A 13,932-nucleotide genomic window follows, 5' to 3' on the forward strand; every position below is an offset into this window, starting at 1 on the left:
CGCGTGGGACAACGGAGTTCCGCGCGTGCCGGTGCCCTGACGCGGCGGCCGGCACGGCCGGGGACGGGCCACGTGGCCCTGACACCAGCTCGTCCCGGCCCGGGACGACGGCGTCCCGGAGGGCCGACACCCTGACGGGCCGCCGCCAGGCCGGCGGCAGCCGGCCCGCGGCCGTCGCGCCAGCGACAGCTGGCCGACCGGCCGACGACAACCTCACGCCCCGCGGCCGCCCGGGTCAACCGCGGCAGCGGCGTCGTCCCGGCTGCCGTCGGGCCAGGTCACCTCGCCGGTCGTGGTGTCGTAGCGCGGCGCGGGCGGCAGCGCGGTGGAATCCGTGGTGCCGAGGAAGATCGCGACAGCGAGCGGGCCTTCGGCGGGCGCCTCGTGCCACGGCGTCGCGCTGTGCGCGCCGAACGGGTTGGTGTGCTCGGCCCGGTGCGCCGGCGGTGGCTCGGCCGGTGGGTGGAGGACCAGCAGCGCGCTGGTCAGCCCGTCGGCGCGGCGGACCACGCCGGGGCTCGGCTCCGCCGGCGGGCGGTCGGCGGCCAGCGCGTGGCCGCCGATCACCAGGCGGCGGCCGGGCGCCGGCTCGTCGGGCCACACCACCCGCACCTCCCACGGGCCCCGCACCGCCGAGGCCACCGTCACCGCCTCGTGGTGCGAGACGGCCACCCGCCCGTCGAGCGCGAGGAGTTCGAGGCCGGCCCGCGCCGCGGGCGCGTCGGCCGGCGCCACCTGGTTGTCGGGCGCGGCCTCGCCGGCCCTCGCGTCGCCGTCCAGCCGGAAGTCGGCGGCCGGGTCGGGCGGTCCGAGCTCGGGCGCGGTGTGCGTGGTGTAGGCGAGGCGGGCGTAGAAGGGGTCACGGCCGCTCGGGGTGCGCGGCGTGCCGTGGTTGACGACGCGGACCACGCCGTCGGCCGCGGTGCCGCTGACCAGCCAGCCGGGCGCGGCGATCGCGCGGGTGAAGTCGCCGCGTTCCACCGGCAGCGGCTCCTCGGTGGCGGTCCACACCGGGTGGTCGGGCGGCAGCAGCAGGCCGAGGAAGCCCTTGCTGGCCCAGTAGGGCGAGGCGGGGCCCGAGTAGTTCTGCCTGATCAACTCGAAGCGGCGGTGCCAGCCGAGCGACAGCAGGCCGTTCTCCTCGGTGGCGCCCCGGTCGAGGAAGTACCGCAGCATGCCGCTGGCCGCGCGCCTGGTCAGTCCCGGCGGCAGCGGGGTGGCGTCGAAGAGCGCGCCGGTGAGGAAGGGCGCGGCCGCCGCGAACCGGTAGGTGAGGGAGCGGCCCTGGAAGAGGGGCGCGCCGTCGCCGCCGACGAGGTGGACGGCGTCCTCCAGGAAGGTCGCCAGCCGGTCCCGGTAGCGGTCCAGCGGCTCGTGGTCGCCGGAGATCCGGCAGTACCAGAGCGGGTAGAGGTGCATGGCCCAGCCGTTGTAGTGGTCGAAGCGGCTGGTGCCCCCGTCGGTGTACCAACCGCCGCCCCGGTACCAGGTGTCGGTGACCTCGACGGCGTGCGCGATGTCGGCGGCGGCGTGCGGGGCGTCGACGGAGCGGAGGAAGGCGGCGACCACCGCCCGGAACCAGACCCAGTTGTTGGCCGGCACCTCGACGCCGCCAAGCTCGGCGAGCCAGCGGACGGTGTTCTCGCGTACCGCGTCCGGGAGTCGGTCCCACAGCAGCGCCCGGGTCTCGTGCAGGGCGAGCGCGACGGAGGCGGCCTCGACCCTGGCCTGCCGCAGCTCGCCCGGCCTCGGCCAGCGTTCCGGGGAACGGGGATCGGTGCCGGCGGCGAGCCCCGTCGCGTAGGGCGCGAGGATCCGTTCCGCGTGCTCGGGCTCCGCGTGCGCGGCGCGGAACGCGGCGAGCAGGAACGTCCGCGCGTAGCCCTCCAGGTCGTCGCTCCACTCGCCGGAACCGCTGGCCGGTCCTGGCAGTCGGACGAGCGAGCCGCTCGGGGAGGCGAACGGCCGGACGGCGGCCAGCAGTTCGTCGGCGACCGCCTCCCAGTGCGCCCTGGTCCAGCCGGTGTGCGGGGAGAGTACGGGGTCTTCGGAGGGGAGGTTCAACGGACGCCGCCTTCCGCGAGGCCGGCGCGCCAGCGGCGCTGGAGCGGGATGAACAACAGGATCAGCGGGATGGTGGCGACGGCGGAGCCGACCACCACCATCCGGGTGTAGTCGGGATTCTGGCCGACCGCCGAGTTCCAGGTGAAGAGGCCCTGGCCGATGGTGAAGAGGTCGTTGTCGGTGATCATCACCAGCGGCAGGAAGAAGTTGTTCCAGATGGCGATGAACTGGAAGAGGAAGATGGTCAGCGCGCCGGGCGCCATCAGGCGCAGCCCGACGGAGAAGAAGGTGCGCAGCTCGCCGGCGCCGTCGAGCCGCGCGGCCTCCAGCAGTTCGTCGGGTATGGCGCCGGAGGAGTAGGCGCGGGCGAGGTAGACGCCGAACGGGTTGACCATCACGGGCAGCAGCACGGACCAGACGGTGTCGGTCATCCGGATCTCGGCCATCATCAGGTACAGCGGCACGATGATCGCGGTGTGCGGGATGAGCACGCCGCCGATGACCAGCGCGTACCACTTCTCGCGCCAGCGGAAGTCGAACTTGTCGAAGGCGTAGCCGGCGGCGACGGAGAGCAGGGTGGCGACGGCGGCGCCGCCGACCGCGTAGAGCGCGGTGTTGAGCATCCAGCGGCCGAACAGGCCGCCGTCCTGGGCGAACAGGTCACGCACGTTGTCCAGCACGTGGAAGCCGGCGGACGGCGCGAAGCCGTTGCTGCCGTAGAGCTCCGGCAGCGTCTTGGTGACGCCGAACAGCAGCCACACCAGCGGCAGCAGGGTGTAGACGGCGGCGATCGCGGTGATGGTGGTGGCGGTTCCGCGCCGCAGCCACCAGGCGGTGCCGGGCCTGGGCGCGGGCTTCGGCGCGGCGCGCCGCTCCTCGGCGGTGGGCGGCGCGGCCGGCAGCACGTCGGTCATCGGGTGCTCCTGCGGTTGGCGAACGTGGTGACGGCGAAGGAGAGGATCCCGGCGAGCACGGCGACCAACACCGAGACGGTGGCCGCGTAGTGGTAGTCGTTGGAGTTGAACGCGGCCGAGAACGCGAGCATGTTGGGCGTCCAGGTGGACGTGACCTCGGACTCGGCGGAGCTCTGCACGATCGTCGGCTCGGTGAAGAGCTGGAGCGAGCCGATGATGGTGAACAGCGTGGCCACCATCATCGCGGGGAACACCTGCGGCAGTTTGACGCTCAGCGCGGTGCGCAGTTCGCCGGCGCCGTCGATCCTGGCGGCCTCCACGGTGGAGCGGGGCACGGCCTGGAGCGCGACGTAGATCAGCACCACGTTGAAGCCGAGGGACTGCCAGACGGCGATGTTGACGAGCGAGAACAGCAGGTTGGTCCCGGTGAGGAAGTCGACGTTCGCGCCGAGCGATTCGAGGGCGTCGATGACCGGGCTGAGGCCGGGGGTGTAGAGGTACACCCAGACGATGGCGGCGATCAGGCCCGGCACGATGTGCGGCAGGAACAGCACGGTGTGGAAGAGGCGGCGGGCCGCCGTGAGGGTGGTGTCGAGCAGCAGCGCCAGCGCGGCGGCGAGCGCGATCAGCAGCGGCACGTAGATCAGGCCGTAGAGCAGCACCCGGCCGGTGCCGACCAGGAAGTCCTGGTCGGTGAGGGCGCGGGTGTAGTTGTGCAGCCCGGCGAAGACGCGCTCGGGTCCCTCCCAGCCGACGCCGTCGTAGCGTTCGCGGAACAGGCTGAGGCCGAGGCCGTAGAGGATGGGGACGAGGTAGGTGAAGGCGAAGAGCAGGAAGAAGGGGCCGAGCAGGAGCAGCGGGCCGCTGCCGCGCCGCCGCCTGGCGCCCGCGCCGGTGCCCGCCGCCCGCTGTTGACTGACGATTGTCATGGGGGTTCGGGGTCCTTTCTCGGCCGGTTCAGCCGCTGACGTCGAAGCCGCGTTGCCGCAGCTGCGCCCGGGTGGCGTCCTGCCAGCGGCGCAGCGCGTCGGCGAGGCCGCCGGGGCGGTCGAGTCCGGTGGTGGTCTCGTCGACGAGGCGGGCGAAGCCCACGGTCATGTCGGGGCCCCACTCCCAGTCGGGGTCCACGGTGGCGGCGGCCTCGGCGGCGGCGTCGGGCAGGTTCATGCCGGCCACGAAGGGGTTGGCGGCCTCGATGCCGGGGCCCCAGACCTCGGCCTGGCCGAGGTGGGCGGGGTAGGAGGTGTTGACGCCGGCGATGGCGTCGACGGCCTCGGGGGAGGTCGCCGCCCAGCGGATGAACTCGGCCGCCTCCTCGGCGTGTTCCGCGCCCTCGGGGATGGCGAGTGAGGAGCCGCCGTAGTTGGCGCTGGCCGCGCCGCCCTCCTCCCACGCCGGGAGCGGCACGGCCCCCCAGGCGCCGGCGAGTTCCGGCACGAAGCGGGAGATGTTGGCGGCCGTCCAGGGGCCGCCGATCAGGGTGAGCGAGGTGCCCTCCTGGAGCGCGGTCACGTGCTGCTCCTCGAAGGTGGGTCCCACCGTCACGAGGTCGTCGGCGATCAGCGACTCCCAGTACTCGGCGACGCGGGTGGTCGGCTCGTCGACGCCGCTGACCTGCCAGTGGCCGCTGGAGGTGTCGTACCACTCGGCGCCGGCCTGCCAGGCGAGCGCGGCGAACAGCGCGGCGTCGTTGGAGCCGAAGTTGGTCATGGTGGCGTCGGGGTGGTCAGCGCGCAGCCGCTCGGCGGTGGCGCGGTACTCGGCCCAGGTGGTGGGCGGCTGGTACCCGTACTCCTCGAACAGGTCGGCCCGGTAGAACAGCACGGTCGGGCCGATGTTGAGCGGCAGTGCGGACAACCGGCCGCCGAGTGCGGTCTGTTGCCAGGCCCAGTCGGGGAACTCCGGCTCCAGCTCGTCGAGTCCGAACGGTTCCAGGGGCTGTACGACCCGCTGCGTCACGAAGCCGGGCAGCTGCGGGTACTCGACGGTGACGACGTCGGGGGCGCGGCCGGCGCGCACGGCGTTGAACATGTTGGAGTAGCCGCCGGCGGTGCCGGCCGGCACCCGCTCGAAGGCGACCTGGACGTCGTCGTGGGTGGCGTTGAAGCGGTCGACCAGCTCCTGGGAGCCGGAGATCCAGGACCAGTAGGTGATGACGGTGGGCCCGTCGCCGTCGTTGCCCGACGCGCCGCCGCCGATCCCGCAGGAGGCGAGCAGCAGGGCCGCCGCCACTGCGGCGAGGATGCGCTGAAACACGAAGGCGGCTCCTTTGTGATGTGTGCCACCGCACCTTGAACCAGGACCGCCAACTAGTCAATAGAAATGCGCAAGATTGAGCAGCACTATCAATGAACGTGCAGGAACGTGCAGTAGACTCCGGCTCCATGACCGAGCTGCTCGCCGAACAACGACAGGAGCTGCTGCTGCGTGAGCTGCGCGCGACGGGCGCGGTGCGGGTGGCCCAACTCGCCGCCCGCTTCGGCGTCTCGGCCGGCACGATCAGGCGGGACCTGTCGGAGCTCGCGGAGTTGGGGCGGCTCACCAAGGTGCGCGGCGGCGCGATCCCCGCGCCCACACCCGCGCCGGCGGCGGACGGCCCCGCCCGCACCATCGGGCTGCTGGTGCCCTCGGCCACCTACTACTACCCCAGCGTGCTGGCCGGCGTCCGCGCCGTGGCCGCCCGGCGCGGCGCCCGCGTCGTCATCGCCCTCACCGACTACGGGGGTTCACGCGAGCCGGCCCAGATCGACGAACTCCGCTCCTCGGGCGCGGACGGCCTGCTGGTCGCCACCGCCGGCGGGCACCACCCGCCCACCGCCACCCTGACCGCGCTGCGTGCCACCGGCCGACCGTTCGTGCTGCTGGAGCGCCAGCCGGAAGACGCCTACGAGCCCTGCGAGTTCGTGCTCTCCGACCACCGCCAGGGCGCCCACCACGCGGTCACCCACCTGCGCGACCTCGGCCACCGGCGCGTCGCCCTCTACCTCGCGGACAGCCCCACCGCGCCCCTGGTGCGCGAGGGGCACGCCGCCGCCGTCCGCCGCCTCGCCCTCGACCCGACCGCCCCCGTACTGGACGCCGGCCGCCCCGCCCCCGGCTCCGCCGAGGCCGGCCGCCAGTACGACGCCTTCCTCGACCACTGCCTGGACACCGGCACCCGCGCGGCCCTGGTCCACTCCGACCACGACGCGATCGAACTCCTCCAACGCGCCCGCACCCGCGGCCTGCGCACCCCCGAGGACCTGGCCCTGATCGCCTACGACGACGAGATCGCCGCCCTGGCCGAAACCCCCCTCACGGCCGTCGCCCCACCCAAACGCCAACTGGGCGAACAGGCGGCCGAGCTGCTCCTCGACCGCCTCGACGCCGAGGAAGCACTCCCCCTGCGCCAAGTGGTGCTACACCCCGTGCTGACCATCCGCCGCTCCTGCGGTGCGTGACGGACTGGCTTTCGGCCGGAGCGGACCCGGATGTCGGTTTCGGTGGAAGCGAGTACAGACAGGCCGCCGGCGCCGCGCGACGCCGCGGGCCACGTCCCCGAAGTCCCTGAGGACGTGCGCCGGACGCGGCGGGGCTGTCGGCTCACCGCTCATCGACCGTGAGCACGATCTTGCCCTGGATATGGCCTCGGGCGGCACGTTCGTGCGCCGCTCGGGCCGCCGCGAGCGGGAACGTGCTGTCGATCGCGACGCGGACCGCGCCCGCGTCGAGCAACCGTCCCAGTTCGGCGAGTTGCGCGCCGCTCGAGCGGACCTGGGTGACCGAGACCGTGACGCCCGACTTCGCGATCTCGGCGTCGTCGAAGTCGCCTGGGAACACGGGGTACAGGGCGCCGCCGTGCCTGAGCGTGCGGAGGAAGCGGCTGCTGTCGCGGCCGCCGACGGTGTCGAGAACCAGGTCGACGTCGCGCACGAGGTCATCGGGACGCTCCTTGGTGTAGTCGATGAACCGGTCGGCGCCGAGCTCGCGCAGGAACGACTCATGCGCGCTCGAAGCCACCGCGATGACACGCGCCCCCTTCCATTTCGCCAACTGCACCGCGAAGTGCCCCACGCCGCCCGCGGCGCCGTTGACGAGCACCGTCGTGTCGGCGTCGAGCGCGATCGGGCGATGCGGTGCCTCCTGGAGGGGCGAGGGGTGATCGTGTCCGAGCTCGATCAGGAACTGCCACGCCGTCAGCCCGGCCATGGGCGCCCCGGCGGCGTGCGCGTGATCGATGCCGGCTGGCTTGCGCGCGAGGTCCGACGCGGGCGCGGCCACGTACTCGGCGTACGCGCGGCCATCGAAACCGGGGAAGCGCAGGAGACCGAAGACCTCGTCTCCCACGGCCAGACCGGCCACGTCCGGGGCGACGGCCTCGACGACCCCCGACACGTCCGTCCCCGGAATCACCGGCAGACTGACCGTCGACTTCGACCCGGCCACCCTGGTCAGCCCGCCGCGCAGATACCAGTCCGGAGGATTGACGCCGACCGCGCGCACGCGCACGAGCACCTCGCTCGGCCCCGGCTCCGGAATCGGCACCTCGTCGTACCGCAGGACCTCGGGGCCTCCGTGCTCGTGGAGCCGGACCGCCCTCATCGTGCGTGTCGACATCATTCTCTCCCTCTCGTTTCGCGGGATACACTTATCCGGATCACTGATCCGAATATACGGACCAGTGATCCGGATAATCAAGAGGAGGCAGATGCGAGCCGACGCCAGGAAGAACCGCGACCACCTGCTCGCGGTCGCGGGTGCCGTCATCACCGAGCAGGGCGTCGACGCGTCGCTGCGCGACATCGCGCGCCGGGCCGACGTGGGACTCGCCACGCTGCTCCGCCACTTCCCGACGCGCGAGGCGCTGCTCGAAGCCCTGCTCCGCACGAGCTTCGACGCACTGACGGCGAGGGCGGGTGAGCTCGAGACGTCGAGCTCACCCGAAGACGCTCTCGTATCGTGGGTGCGCGACTACACCGCGTGGGCGACCGAGTACCGTGGCGCAATCGTGCTGATGGCAGCGGCCATCGGCGCCCCCGAGTCCGCCCTCCACGCTGCGTGCGTCACCCTGCGCGCGGCCGGTGCTCGGCTCCTCACCCGCGCCCAGGCCGCGGGCGTGGCGCGGGCCGACGTCGATGGCACCGACCTGTTCGCACTGATTGCGGCGCTCGCGTGGCTCGGCGAACAGCCTTCGCTCGCCCCGCGCGCCGATCACCTCTTCGAGCTCGTCACGAGCGCGATCCTGACGAGCCCGGCGAGTGGCGACGCCGCGAGCGGCTGACACGGCCTCCGTGCTGAGGTGCCGTCTCGGCGATGCTGCTGGTCATGGAGGAGTTGAGCCCGCCGGAGCGGGGCGGTTCGGTGCCACCGCGCCGCTGAGCGACGTCACGGTTGCGGCGTCAGGACGGGAACGCCCTGGCGTCGCACCCCCGCACGGCGGCCACGAACCCGGCCCAGGCCGCACCGTCCACCACCAGTACGGGACCGTCCGGTCGCTTGCTGTCCCGGATCGGCAGGACTCCGGGAATGCCGTCGGCGACCTCGAGGCATTCGCCACCGTCCTGGTTGCTGTAGCTGGACCTGCGCCATACGGCCGCGCTCAGGTCGACTCCGGGGGATCGCATGACAGCTCCTCCACCAACTGCTCGATGAACGCCACGGTTTCCGGTGGCGGCAGGGCTACGTCTCGCAGTCGATCGTAGGCGATCCGTAGGCGATCCAACCCTGACGGGCTTTCGATCAGGTTTCCGGAATAACCGGTCTCGGTGTAGCCCACGCTCGTCCCGTTCGGCATCCACATCAGGATGGTGTGGGTGTTGCTCAGCCCATGGTGTCCGACCGAGAACGGCAGCAGTTGCAGAGTGACGTTCGGCCATCGCGCCATCTCGATCAGATGGGCGAGTTGGTCACGCCACGCCACGGGGTCGCGCAGCGGTCTTCGCAGCACAGCCTCGTCCAGGACCGCCCTGAAATCCAACCGGTCAGCACCGGTCAGCACTGACCGCCGCGCGAGCCGCGCCGAGACCTGGTCCTCCACGTCGTCCGTCAGCGGTTCGGCGGACTCGATCAGTTCCCTGGCGTACGCCTCCGTCTGCAGAAGACCAGGAAGGATGCACGTCGCGTACATGTGCAGAACGCTGGCCTCCGCCTCGGTCCGCATGTACGGCAGGTACTTGCTGCGGAACGCCTCGACCTTGGCCAGTCGCCACAGCAGCGTCAGATGCGGTGTCGTCCCGTACAGCGCGTCCAGGTCGGCCACGATCTCCGCGCTGCCGAGGCTGCCGTCGTGCTCCATCTTGTACAGGTGCGAGAAGTCGTAGCCGACCTTCGCGCCCAACTCCCGGTAGGACCAGTCCGCCTCGGCCCGGAGCCGGGCCAGCTCCTGGACGAACATCTGCCGCGCCGACCGCTCGTCCGCGCGCGCTTTCTTCTTCTCCGCCGGCATGCGCACACTCCTTCGCCACGATCCCCAGGGCACGCTAGGTCGATCACCGCCGAACCGAGGGGAGTTCGCCGGACATCCGCACGAAGGGGTGATCTCTGATGGTGTCTCGGACACGGAAGCCGAGTGCTGCCGAGCGCGAGGCTACGTATCGTCGACGTCCTCGCCGTAGGTGACGTCGAGTTCCGCGGCGAGCGCCTCGGCCAGCTGCGGCGTCTGCGCACGGTCGATGATGACCTGCTTGAGTACGGCGAGGCCGCGAAGCTGGGAGAGGTCGTTCCCACGGAGGTCCAGGCCGCGGTACCTGCCGCCGTTGAACTCGGCCAGCCGCAGATCGCAGTCGTCGAGCGCGGCCGCGCTCAGGTCCACCGCGTCGAACGTGGTCTCGCGCAGGGAGCACCGGACGAAGACCACGGGTCCGACGCACCGGACGCGGGTGAGGGTGCTGTAGTCGAGCCTGCAGTCCTCGAACAGGACGTGGTCGAGGGTGACGTCCTCCAGGATGGCGCCCAACAGCTTGCAGTCACGGAAGACCGCGCGGGTCACCTTGCTGCCGGACCAGTGCAGGGATGCCAGGTCGCAACCGATGAACTCCACCGAGTCGACGCGGAGCTTGTCCAGCCGAGCGCGCTGCACCCTGAGCCCGGTGACGCGTCCGTCGATCAGGTGCGTCTCGGCCAGCTCCAGGGCGCGCAGATCGGCGTCGCCGTAGTGGAACTCCGCGACCCGGCCGCGCCCGCCTTCAAGAGAGGCCACGCTGGACAGGTACCGGCCCGGCTCGTCCAGCGAGGGCAGGGTGACGCTCGTGCGGCGGATCGTGCGGTGTCCCATCGACATGCCTTCCAACGCGGTGGGCCATTGCGGCGCCGGTGGCCCCGTGCGAGCGCCACCGGCGGCGGGTCACCTCTTCTTGTTCCAGTTGTCCCATGTGGGCCGGTTGTCGAAGGGCGCGGGGCTCTTCGGCCAGTTGTCCCACGTTGGCCGGTTGTCCCACCCTGCTTCCGTGACCACGGCAGCCGGAGCAACATGGGCGGAGATCAAGTTCATCACGACGGGCGCGTCGGAGGTGGTCAATCCGTCGAGGAGTGTCATGTCGCTTTCTCCTTGGTCGCGAGGGTGGATAAAGCGTGGACCAGAGCCTGCCGGGTGACCCGGCAGTGGTTGGTCTCGGTGGACCGCAGGCTGCCGTTCTCGAAATAGCGGTTGGCGGCCTGTGCACCGCGGCAGAAGTCGTAGAACGCGCACTCGGCCCGGCAGCGGTCCAGGCCGGTAAGGAAGTCACGGACGTAGCGGACCCGGTGAGCACCGCCCAGGATCTCGGCGAGGGGCTGGGCGAGGATGTTGCCGACGCAGAAATCGTCGTAGGCAGGGTCGAGGGTGTCCGCCAATTCCGGGGAGAGCAGCACCACGTCACCCGCGACGGAGACGGTGGGGATCGGATCGAGGCGCCGCTCGTCCCATGCTGCACGCTGTCCGGTGCGGATGAGGTGCAGGTACTCGGCGAGGCGTTCAAGCTCCCTGACCTGCATACGGTCGCCGTGGGAGCTGGTCCAGGTGAGGGTGCGGCGCCAGAACTCCTCGGCCTGCTCGGGCGTGGGCGCCTGCCGGTCGGTGTTGGCGCCCTCGATCTCCTCGATGTTGAAGCCCACCGAGTGGCAGCCCAGCTCTGCCAGGAACTCCAGCAGCTCTTCGGGCCGGCCGACGGTGCTGGTGGCTACGACCGAGATCACGGAGAAAGCGATGCCGTGCTCCCGTAGGCGCCGGATGCCGCGGAGCGTCCGGTCGAAGGCGAGCTTGCCGTGCAGGTCGATCCGGTCGGTGTTCATCGAGGCGGGGCCGTCGATGCTCACGCCCACACGGATGTCGTGCCCGGCCAGCAGCTCACACCAGGGGTCACTGATCAGGGTGGCGTTGGTCTGCACGTAATGGTGGACACGGCCGCCGTGGCGCAGCTCTTCGAACGGGGCGAGTAGCGAGGTGAACTTCTGCGGGCCGACAGCGAGCGGCTCTCCGCCGTGCCAGACGATCCCGATCGGTCGACTGCCATCGCTCGTGAGTTGGGCCACTGACGTCGCCACAGCGGCGGCGACCTCTGGGCGCATCTGGTGCTTGAGCTTGCGGAAGGGCAGGTAGCAGTAGCGGCAGTCGAGGTTGCACCAGGTCGTGGGCTGGACAACCACGGTCTGCGGGGCCGTGAACCACTGGTCGTAGCGGGCACGCCAGCCGGTGATGCGGGTGCGCATCGCGGTCCTTTCCCTCGCCGAAATGGGTTTCTGCTCACCGCGATCGATCCGGCAGCGGCGGGCACACGTCCACTCTCCGGCCTGTCATGACGCGCACGCGATGACATCACGATGTCATCACCACTGACGTGTCATCCGGCATCCGATGACTTTCGGATGAGATCCTCGGTTTCGCTTACGCGTTCGAGCAAGGGTCGGTGGGCTATCGTGGCGAGCGTGGCTCGCTCGATCCTGATTCACGACGGCCAGGCGGCCCGCGATATCGGCCTGGTGTACATCTGCTCGGGCTACCTGGTCGAGCGCGGCAAGGTACTACTCGTCCACCACAACCGCTTCGACAAGTGGGTCCCGCCCGGCGGCCACATCGAGCCCGGCGAGTCGTTCGCCGGCACAGCGGTACGCGAGTTCAAGGAGGAGACGGGCCTGCTGGTGGAGGCGATCTCCAGCCAGCCCGCCATCCACCCGGCCGACGACAACGCCGCCCCCGAGCCGGTCCCTTTCTACGTGGACATCGAGCGGGAAGGATTTCCCGTCCCGGCCCTGGTCCAGTTCTTCTTCGTGCGCCGCCAGGAGGACAGTGCCGAGCAGGTGGTGGAGGCGCAGTTGGAGGAGGTCCACGGGGCCGGGTGGTTCGGCCTGGAGGACCTGGAGCAGCTGCCGACCTTCGAACAGGTCCGTTCCCTGGCGCGTTTCGCCCTGCTGAACTATCCGGTCACCTTCGAGCGCGCCCAGGCGTAGCCACTGACACCATTCGCGGTGCTGGCCAGCAGTAGGCGTGCCGGGGCGCCGCCGAGGGCGGTCGATACCGCCTGGTTCAGGCGCTGGACGTACTTGGGCACCGAGGACGGCGCGACGAAGAGGGCCTGGGCGATCTGCTCGGTCGGCATGCCCTCACTCGGGCCGTCGTGCACGGCCTTCGCCAGGTCGAACAAGCGCTCCGACAGCTCACACGCCACCGGGCCGGCGTCGTGCTGTGTGGTCAGCAGGACCGTTTGGCCGTCGGCGAGTTCGGCGCTCACGATGGGAATCTCCGAGCTGATGCCCCTGTCAACGGCCCCGGCTTCCTCGCCCAGACCGATCCGCGCGAGACGGTCGCGTGCCTCCTGATAAGCCGAGACCGTGTAGTACGCCGCGCGGATGGTGGCGCGCTTGCCGGATGCTCCGGGTTCGTTCCACATCCCGGCTTCGCCGTCCCAGAGGTCGTTCATCAACCGCCAGGCTGTGGACAGCCGCGGGTCACGGGGGTCGGCGCCGGACCGGATGGCGGCCTGGGTGCACAACGCGTACGCCATGTGCACCCACGCGGTGCCCTGCACGTCCTTGTCGTCCTCGACGAAGGTCTCCCAGCGGTGGTGGTTACGCAGCAGCCACTGCCCGGCATCGACGACCACCTCGGACAGCCGTTTCTTCCGCACCGAGCCGTGGACGCCTCCGGTGTCCCGGGGAACGTCCCGGTACGCGGGTTCGCCTCCGGGGCCGGTGCCGGAGGCGACCGTGGAGAGCGCCAGTACGCACAGAGCGGTCTTGCTCGGGCTCGGATCGGTGTCCACATAAGTGCGCCACCCCCAGGCGCCGCTGGGCCGGCGGTGGTAGAGCAGACCGTGGACACCGTGGTCGATCAGTGGCTCGACTCGCTCCAGCAGGCTCGTGGTGTCCGTCCCCCCGGGAAGGACGAGGCCCGGGCCGAGGTCGTGAAGAGTATCCCTGAGTTGGGCGAGCGCCTGCATGGTGAGGGCGGTCTGGTGCAGCGAGGTGTCGTCAGGGCCGAGCACCTCGGGCCATCCGTGGTCGACGCGGTGGTCGTCGAACCAACCGACGCACCAGGCAACGGCCTCTGCGACGCCCTCTTGGTGGAAGAAGCGCGGATGTGACAGCAGTCCGGCCAGGCCGAAGGCGATGAAGCGGGTGTGCTCACCACGGCCGCCCTTGTGACGGGGCCGGCAGTGCTCCGGAATGGCGCCGGTCAGATAGTCGAGCGCCTGGCGCACCGGCTGTCCCGCGATGCCGGCGACCCGAAGGACAGGAAGGACCTCACTGGTGTTGACGATCGATGACACCGAGGTGAGCGTGAGCCCCCATCCACCGTCGTGGCCCTGATTGTTCAGCAGGGTCCGTGCGGCTTCCCCTGCCCGCGCCTCGAACGCGGTAAGCCCCGCGCGCGCCTTTCTCACGACCCGCCTCCACCGTCGCTGCCGGATGGCCCCGGCCGGACCGTACCCAAAACGAGTATTGGGGACGCTTGTCCACTCCCGGGGCCGTTACGGCAAGGTGGTCAGGGGCCATACGTGTC

At 71.0% G+C, this 13,932-nt stretch carries 14 protein-coding genes; 3 read left to right on the plus strand and 11 right to left on the minus strand.

The window, feature by feature from the left end:
- Positions 1–213: 213 nt before the first annotated feature.
- Genes RNC47_RS17135 through RNC47_RS17150 form a run of 4 tightly spaced genes read right to left on the minus strand, consistent with a single transcriptional unit; the run spans position 214 to position 5,234 of the window.
- Entirely contained in the window at positions 214–2,064 is a 1,851-nt protein-coding gene (locus tag RNC47_RS17135; RefSeq protein ID WP_311599733.1) for a DUF2264 domain-containing protein, read from the minus strand.
- On the minus strand, positions 2,061–2,978 hold the full coding sequence (locus tag RNC47_RS17140) for a carbohydrate ABC transporter permease (RefSeq protein WP_311599734.1): 918 nt from the start codon (positions 2,976–2,978) through the stop codon (positions 2,061–2,063). The genes RNC47_RS17135 and RNC47_RS17140 overlap by 4 nt, the downstream gene beginning before the upstream one ends.
- Positions 2,975–3,907, minus strand: a complete 933-nt coding sequence (locus tag RNC47_RS17145; protein WP_311599735.1) for a carbohydrate ABC transporter permease — start codon at positions 3,905–3,907, stop codon at positions 2,975–2,977. The genes RNC47_RS17140 and RNC47_RS17145 overlap by 4 nt, the downstream gene beginning before the upstream one ends.
- Positions 3,908–3,935: 28 nt before the next feature.
- Positions 3,936–5,234 carry an ABC transporter substrate-binding protein gene (locus RNC47_RS17150; RefSeq protein ID WP_311599737.1) on the minus strand — a complete coding sequence of 433 codons (1,299 nt, stop codon included), beginning with the start codon at positions 5,232–5,234 and terminating at the stop codon, positions 3,936–3,938.
- A gap of 128 nt (positions 5,235–5,362) precedes the next feature.
- On the opposite strand from RNC47_RS17150, the gene RNC47_RS17155 reads away from it, so the two are divergent.
- Positions 5,363–6,418, plus strand: coding sequence for a substrate-binding domain-containing protein (locus RNC47_RS17155; RefSeq protein WP_311599738.1), 1,056 nt, complete (start codon positions 5,363–5,365; stop codon positions 6,416–6,418).
- A gap of 142 nt (positions 6,419–6,560) precedes the next feature.
- On the opposite strand, the gene RNC47_RS17160 is transcribed toward RNC47_RS17155, so the two are convergent.
- On the minus strand, positions 6,561–7,574 hold the full coding sequence (locus RNC47_RS17160) for an NADP-dependent oxidoreductase (protein ID WP_311599739.1): 1,014 nt from the start codon (positions 7,572–7,574) through the stop codon (positions 6,561–6,563).
- 91 nt (positions 7,575–7,665) lie between these two features.
- Here RNC47_RS17160 and RNC47_RS17165 point away from each other — a divergent pair, with 91 nt between their 5' ends.
- Entirely contained in the window at positions 7,666–8,238 is a 573-nt protein-coding gene (locus RNC47_RS17165) for a TetR/AcrR family transcriptional regulator (protein WP_311599741.1), read from the plus strand.
- Between the two features lie 118 nt (positions 8,239–8,356).
- On the opposite strand, the gene RNC47_RS17170 is transcribed toward RNC47_RS17165, so the two are convergent.
- The 5 genes from RNC47_RS17170 to amcB form a co-directional block, all read right to left on the minus strand.
- A complete protein-coding gene (locus RNC47_RS17170; RefSeq protein ID WP_311599743.1) occupies positions 8,357–8,581 on the minus strand; it encodes a DUF397 domain-containing protein in 225 nt (74 codons plus the stop codon).
- Positions 8,557–9,402: a helix-turn-helix domain-containing protein gene (locus RNC47_RS17175; protein WP_311599744.1), complete on the minus strand. Its 846-nt coding sequence runs from the start codon at positions 9,400–9,402 to the stop codon at positions 8,557–8,559. Before RNC47_RS17175 ends, RNC47_RS17170 begins: the two co-directional genes overlap by 25 nt.
- A gap of 141 nt (positions 9,403–9,543) precedes the next feature.
- A complete protein-coding gene (locus RNC47_RS17180; RefSeq protein WP_311599746.1) occupies positions 9,544–10,230 on the minus strand; it encodes a pentapeptide repeat-containing protein in 687 nt (228 codons plus the stop codon).
- A 69-nt stretch (positions 10,231–10,299) separates the two neighbouring features.
- Entirely contained in the window at positions 10,300–10,491 is a 192-nt protein-coding gene (gene amcA, locus RNC47_RS17185; protein WP_311599747.1) for a multiple cyclophane-containing RiPP AmcA, read from the minus strand.
- On the minus strand, positions 10,488–11,642 hold the full coding sequence (gene amcB / locus RNC47_RS17190) for a cyclophane-forming radical SAM peptide maturase AmcB (protein ID WP_311599748.1): 1,155 nt from the start codon (positions 11,640–11,642) through the stop codon (positions 10,488–10,490). Before amcB ends, amcA begins: the two co-directional genes overlap by 4 nt.
- A 216-nt stretch (positions 11,643–11,858) precedes the next feature.
- On the opposite strand from amcB, the gene RNC47_RS17195 reads away from it, so the two are divergent.
- The gene (locus tag RNC47_RS17195; protein ID WP_311599750.1) at positions 11,859–12,380 is read left to right on the plus strand and encodes an NUDIX hydrolase; all 522 of its coding nucleotides are present in this window, start codon (positions 11,859–11,861) and stop codon (positions 12,378–12,380) included.
- On the opposite strand, the gene RNC47_RS17200 is transcribed toward RNC47_RS17195, so the two are convergent.
- A complete protein-coding gene (locus RNC47_RS17200; RefSeq protein WP_311599751.1) occupies positions 12,347–13,813 on the minus strand; it encodes a prenyltransferase/squalene oxidase repeat-containing protein in 1,467 nt (488 codons plus the stop codon). The genes RNC47_RS17195 and RNC47_RS17200 overlap by 34 nt on opposite strands.
- Between the last annotated feature and the right edge of the window lie 119 nt (positions 13,814–13,932).

Origin of the sequence: Streptomyces millisiae, assembly GCF_031845425.1 — a bacterium.
GTDB lineage: Bacteria > Actinomycetota > Actinomycetes > Streptomycetales > Streptomycetaceae > Streptomyces > Streptomyces millisiae.